We start from the raw sequence: 4,437 nt of genomic DNA on the forward strand, positions 1-4,437 counted from the left end.
CCCGCCAAGGAGTTAGGCAAAATCCAAGGGGATTACCCTGTATCTTTCCGTGATAACGCCGCAGTACCCGCCGGTAAATATGGACCAGAAACTTATGCCCAAGATAAACCTGCTGGAGTCCCTTTTGTCTCTGCTGAACAAGCTTATCAACACTACAAAACAACAGTACCTTTGGGAGAACCACGAATACAGCTAATGGCAGAAATCATCCAAGGTAAGTTAGAACAACACCCTAAGTTGTTTGCAGCTATCACCCAAAGGGGAGGTGTGGAATGGCTGGAAAACTGTACTCACTATGTCACTTCTGCCAGAGATAACTACTGGGAAGGGAAGGGTAAAGAATCTCCGTTTATTCGCGCTTTGATTGAGGGATATTCTAAAGTGTTGGAAAATTCTCAGACTATAACTCAAGTATCCTCAAAATTACTACGAAATGAAGATGTAAAAACAGTTAATACACCGCAACCTAAAGATTCTGTCCAAGAAATTGCTACTTCTCCCAAAACTTGCAACCCACTTGCTAATCTCCAACCCCTGAATACTGCTGTAGCAACGCATATGCAAAAGGATGTGGCAATGGCTGACGTAGCTACTCAATTCATTGGTATGTCATCTGCACCACCTGAAACACCCTCTAGCACCCGTAATTATCAACAAGCTTGGGGGGAAAGGGCAAATACAGGTGTGTACTCAGCCAATGACACGATTATGGTTTCAGGTTCTGGTCTTTGGAGGGGTGTTACTCAACAACAAATTTTGGAAACTTTTAATAAACATTATGTACCACTGATTGATCAGGCGATCGCTTCCAAAAGTTCTTTTGTAGTGGGTAATGCTGCTGGTACTGACCAACTGGTAAAACAATATTTAGAGACACAGGGATATAAGTTGGAAGCTGTAAATGATGGGTACACACGCGCAGTTAAGCTAGAACAAGATACTACGCTTACCAATCAACAACCACAATCTATTACACCAACGGCTTTAGAAGTATCTTCCCCAGTACCTACACAACCATTGTCTGTGGTGTCATCTAATGGGATAAAGTTGCCTAACTCTACACCAATTTCCTCATCCAACATTGTTCAAAAGGAGGTAGTTACTGATAAAACTATTCAGAATCAAGAAACAACATTAGAAAAATTAAGAACTTGGTATTTGACTGCACAAAAGTTAGGTAAGTCAGCAGAATATATTCAGCGAATTGCAGAGGTTGGTAGTGAATTTAAATCAGGTGCAGAATTAACAGAAAAAGCAGTCTTAGCAATGAATAATGATTTTCAAGAATTACATTCTATCAATCGAATCACACAAATTGCTCAACGAATGGGGGATGTATTTGGCATTCCTCAAGATAATGGAGACGTTATAGTACAAGGTAAAGAATACTTGATTTCAATCAATAACTCTCATAAAGATTTAACGATTATAAAAAAAGATGGAACTGTTTTACTGGATATTAAATTAGGACAGATTAATCAGAGTCGAATATCGGCTGAAGTTATTGATATATTTGAGGAAATCAACAATAATATCAATCAATCTTTGGCATCAGTCAAAAATCAGTATCTTCAAGTTTAATATTTAATCAACTTAGTCTTTATTCAATTCATTGGCATAAATTTATGACAACTAATCCTTTAACTATGCTCACTGAAGAATCAACTAAAATATCACCCGATATTTCCCCTGCTAAAGCTGCTTATATGTTCAGCCGACTTCTCGAATATTTTGATTACAATGAATTAGAATCAATTCCGGTAACAGAAACTGTAAGCGTCGAAGAACAAAGTGATGCTATTAAAACACTGGCATCTATTATTGCTAGTCTCAATTCTGGAAGAACTATGGAAGAATCTGTTATAATAGCATTTGAACCAGAGGAGATTCAGGTAGAAAATCCAGAGTTTATTCCTGAATTACCAGTTATATTGGCAAATGATTTAACTGTAACTACAATAGAAAAGGAGAAACACAATCTGGATCAAATTAATCATGATTCAATTATAGTTTTGGTAGATGAACAGGAAGAAAACCAAACAGAAATATATGAAGAAGACATTATGTTGTACGTCATTCCTTTGATGATAGCAAGGTTAATGAGTGAAGGAAGTTTGGTAGAAGATAGTGAAGATGGAGAGATTAGAGTTTATCAATCAGATGAATTTACTGCTTCACTACAAGTTACAGCGACAGAGGAGCAAATTTTAATCTTGAAAAGAAAGCAAAATTTGTATTCTGAAACCGAGGTTGCTTTAAATGCTGTTAGAAAAACAAATTATGCCCAGTTTCAAGTTACTACAAATCAATTAACAGAGACAGAAATAGAAAAGTTTAAACTGATAGCGTTAATGGAGTATAATCAAAGTAATCAATTACTTAAAAAGGAACAAGAGTTAGGAGAGTGATAGAATTTTTTTATAAAGATATGGTTGATTCCTGGATATAGAGACGTTACATAGGACTCCTATTTGATTTTTGAACATCTTTTTTTATGCCAGGAACTTTAAACGTCTTTTAAGCAGTAAAATAAAAATGTAGAGTTGGGAGATTGTCAAATTATGCAAATCACAATTGATTTACCAGATAATTTAACAGATAAAATCCAGGATAAATTAGAGGATTTATCCCAAAAAGTTCTCAATACATTAGCTATAGAAGCTTTTTTGGAAGGATTTATTAATTTTAATGAATTTAGACAGATGATAGATTTTCAGGATGATACAGCTTTTAAAGCTTTTTTATCTGCAAGTCTTCCCGTTCATTCTTTAGGATTATTGACTTTGATGGAAAGTCGTGCAGATATAGATTTTAAAATTAATGAACAAGGGATTTTGGAAGAAATTAATAATGATGGCTCTACCTTTCCCTTTATGTAAAACAAAATTTAATGTAGCGACTGTCTGGATTATCACTTGACAATCAAGACAGTCGCTACATTAATTAAATTAATATTCTTTTCTATAAGGGGAGCGGTAGAAGCAATAATTTTACAAAAATAATATTGTTATTGAAATCAAAGATATTATCTTGAATGTATTTAAATAATTTTCACCCCTGAACCCCTTGACACAAAATGCCCAAAATCTTGTTTAACTCCTTAATATAATAATTATTTAAATCAATAAATACATCAGTTCCTTCCAACTTCAAAAACTTCCAAATATCTCCGGTAGTAACAGCACCATAAATAGTTTTAATTTCATTACCTTCCTGCTCATTAAACAATTGCGCTGCTAACATTGCTACCATACATTGTCCTAAACCACCTTTAATGTTTTCGTTCTTTGCTTCTCCAATAATCATTACAGGTGCATTAATTGTTAACTGTCCCTTAGAACCACTGATTACAAAATCACAATAACCATTTAAACCTTTTTCAACATCAACATTAAAATCACTTCCTGAAAATAAACTTATTTGAGAATTAGCCCTACGTCTTACCTCTAATAAAATAGGCGTAATAATCATTTCAGAACGGGCTTTTTCAGTATTAATTGCTAATGCCAATTCCGTAGTTTCTTCTAAACTATTTTTAAGTTTTTCACTTATTTGGATAGGTTCAATATTAGCAAATAAATCCATTTCTTCATTAATATGAATATGGAAATCCTTTTTAAATTTACTCAATGTAAAATCACTATAAGCCATTTGTATTACCTTATTATTTTCGGTTCTATCCTACTTGATATGCTATTTAAATCACTTATTTTCCCAATTGGTTTAAATTTCGTTTTCTTCTAGCGTCTCTCTTTTGCTGTGCTTTATTCAGTTTCTCAAGTTGTTTAAATCTAGGAGAAGTGGTAAAATTTAAGGATATGGGGTTCTCTGTACCAGTCGCTTTTATAGTTTTAGGAGAGATATCTGTGATATCCTTTAAACCAAGTTTGACAAGCACTTCATCATAATCTCCTATCACATCCTCATCAACACACCCTGCTTGAAAAGCTCGCTCAATTAAAGGTAAACAATCTATTGCATTCATATCAGAAAGCACCCAGACAATATGACCGTTAAACTCAGGATCATTGTCTCTAAAAGATTCTAGCTGTTGACATAAAGAAGTAACACAATACTGGTAATACTCTGGATAGATAGAGGCAATGGTTTTAATAGTTAAAATAGCTATAATCCGGGAAAATTGCCCATGAGAATCATCGGCAATATAAGTAGAAAGTGCTGGAATTACAGGTAAACCAATCGTAACCGTTCAGGGGGGTAGAAGAGAGATAAGCAAAAATTACCCCCAAAATCTGATAAATTGAGTGACATGGAACAGAAGTGCGTCAATCACTTAGAACAGATACCCCCAGAAGATTGGGGAAAGACTCCAACCAGCGTCAAAAAACTGGTGGAGGAAATGGCGCAGCAAATAGAACAGCAATCAAAAAAACTAACGGAAGTCCTGACAGTTCAAGAACAATTATTAGAAAAAAT

4 protein-coding genes and 1 pseudogene are annotated in these 4,437 nt (G+C 34.5%); 3 read left to right on the forward strand and 2 right to left on the reverse strand.

Annotated features, from left to right (window positions below):
• The 3 genes and pseudogenes from FJR04_RS24505 to FJR04_RS24515 all read left to right on the forward strand — a co-directional run.
• Positions 1–1,581: pseudogene (locus tag FJR04_RS24505) on the forward strand (hypothetical protein); the annotation flags it as partial.
• A 44-nt stretch (positions 1,582–1,625) separates the two neighbouring features.
• Positions 1,626–2,408 carry a hypothetical protein gene (locus FJR04_RS24510; protein ID WP_168499795.1) on the forward strand — a complete coding sequence of 261 codons (783 nt, stop codon included), beginning with the start codon at positions 1,626–1,628 and terminating at the stop codon, positions 2,406–2,408.
• Positions 2,409–2,561: 153 nt separating this feature from the next.
• Positions 2,562–2,879 (forward strand): hypothetical protein, encoded by a 318-nt coding sequence (locus FJR04_RS24515; RefSeq protein ID WP_174763581.1) that lies wholly within the window; start codon positions 2,562–2,564, stop codon positions 2,877–2,879.
• Positions 2,880–3,051: 172 nt separating this feature from the next.
• On the opposite strand, the gene FJR04_RS24520 is transcribed toward FJR04_RS24515, so the two are convergent.
• Positions 3,052–3,651, reverse strand: a complete 600-nt coding sequence (locus FJR04_RS24520) for a hypothetical protein (RefSeq protein WP_168499797.1) — start codon at positions 3,649–3,651, stop codon at positions 3,052–3,054.
• 55 nt (positions 3,652–3,706) lie between these two features.
• Positions 3,707–3,985, reverse strand: coding sequence for a hypothetical protein (locus FJR04_RS24525; protein ID WP_168499799.1), 279 nt, complete (start codon positions 3,983–3,985; stop codon positions 3,707–3,709).
• Positions 3,986–4,437 lie beyond the last annotated feature (452 nt).

Origin of the sequence: Anabaena sp. UHCC 0204 (genome assembly GCF_009711975.1) — a bacterium.
Lineage (GTDB): Bacteria > Cyanobacteriota > Cyanobacteriia > Cyanobacteriales > Nostocaceae > Dolichospermum.

Excerpts from the sequence above, each read along its gene's own strand:
- FJR04_RS24520 (WP_168499797.1), bottom strand. The coding sequence starts at position 3,651 with ATGGCTTATAGTGATTTTACATTGAGTAAATTTAAAAAGGATTTCCAT.
- FJR04_RS24510 (WP_168499795.1), top strand. The coding sequence starts at position 1,626 with ATGACAACTAATCCTTTAACTATGCTCACTGAAGAATCAACTAAAATA.
- FJR04_RS24525 (WP_168499799.1), bottom strand. The coding sequence starts at position 3,985 with ATGAATGCAATAGATTGTTTACCTTTAATTGAGCGAGCTTTTCAAGCA.
- FJR04_RS24515 (WP_174763581.1), top strand. The coding sequence starts at position 2,562 with ATGCAAATCACAATTGATTTACCAGATAATTTAACAGATAAAATCCAG.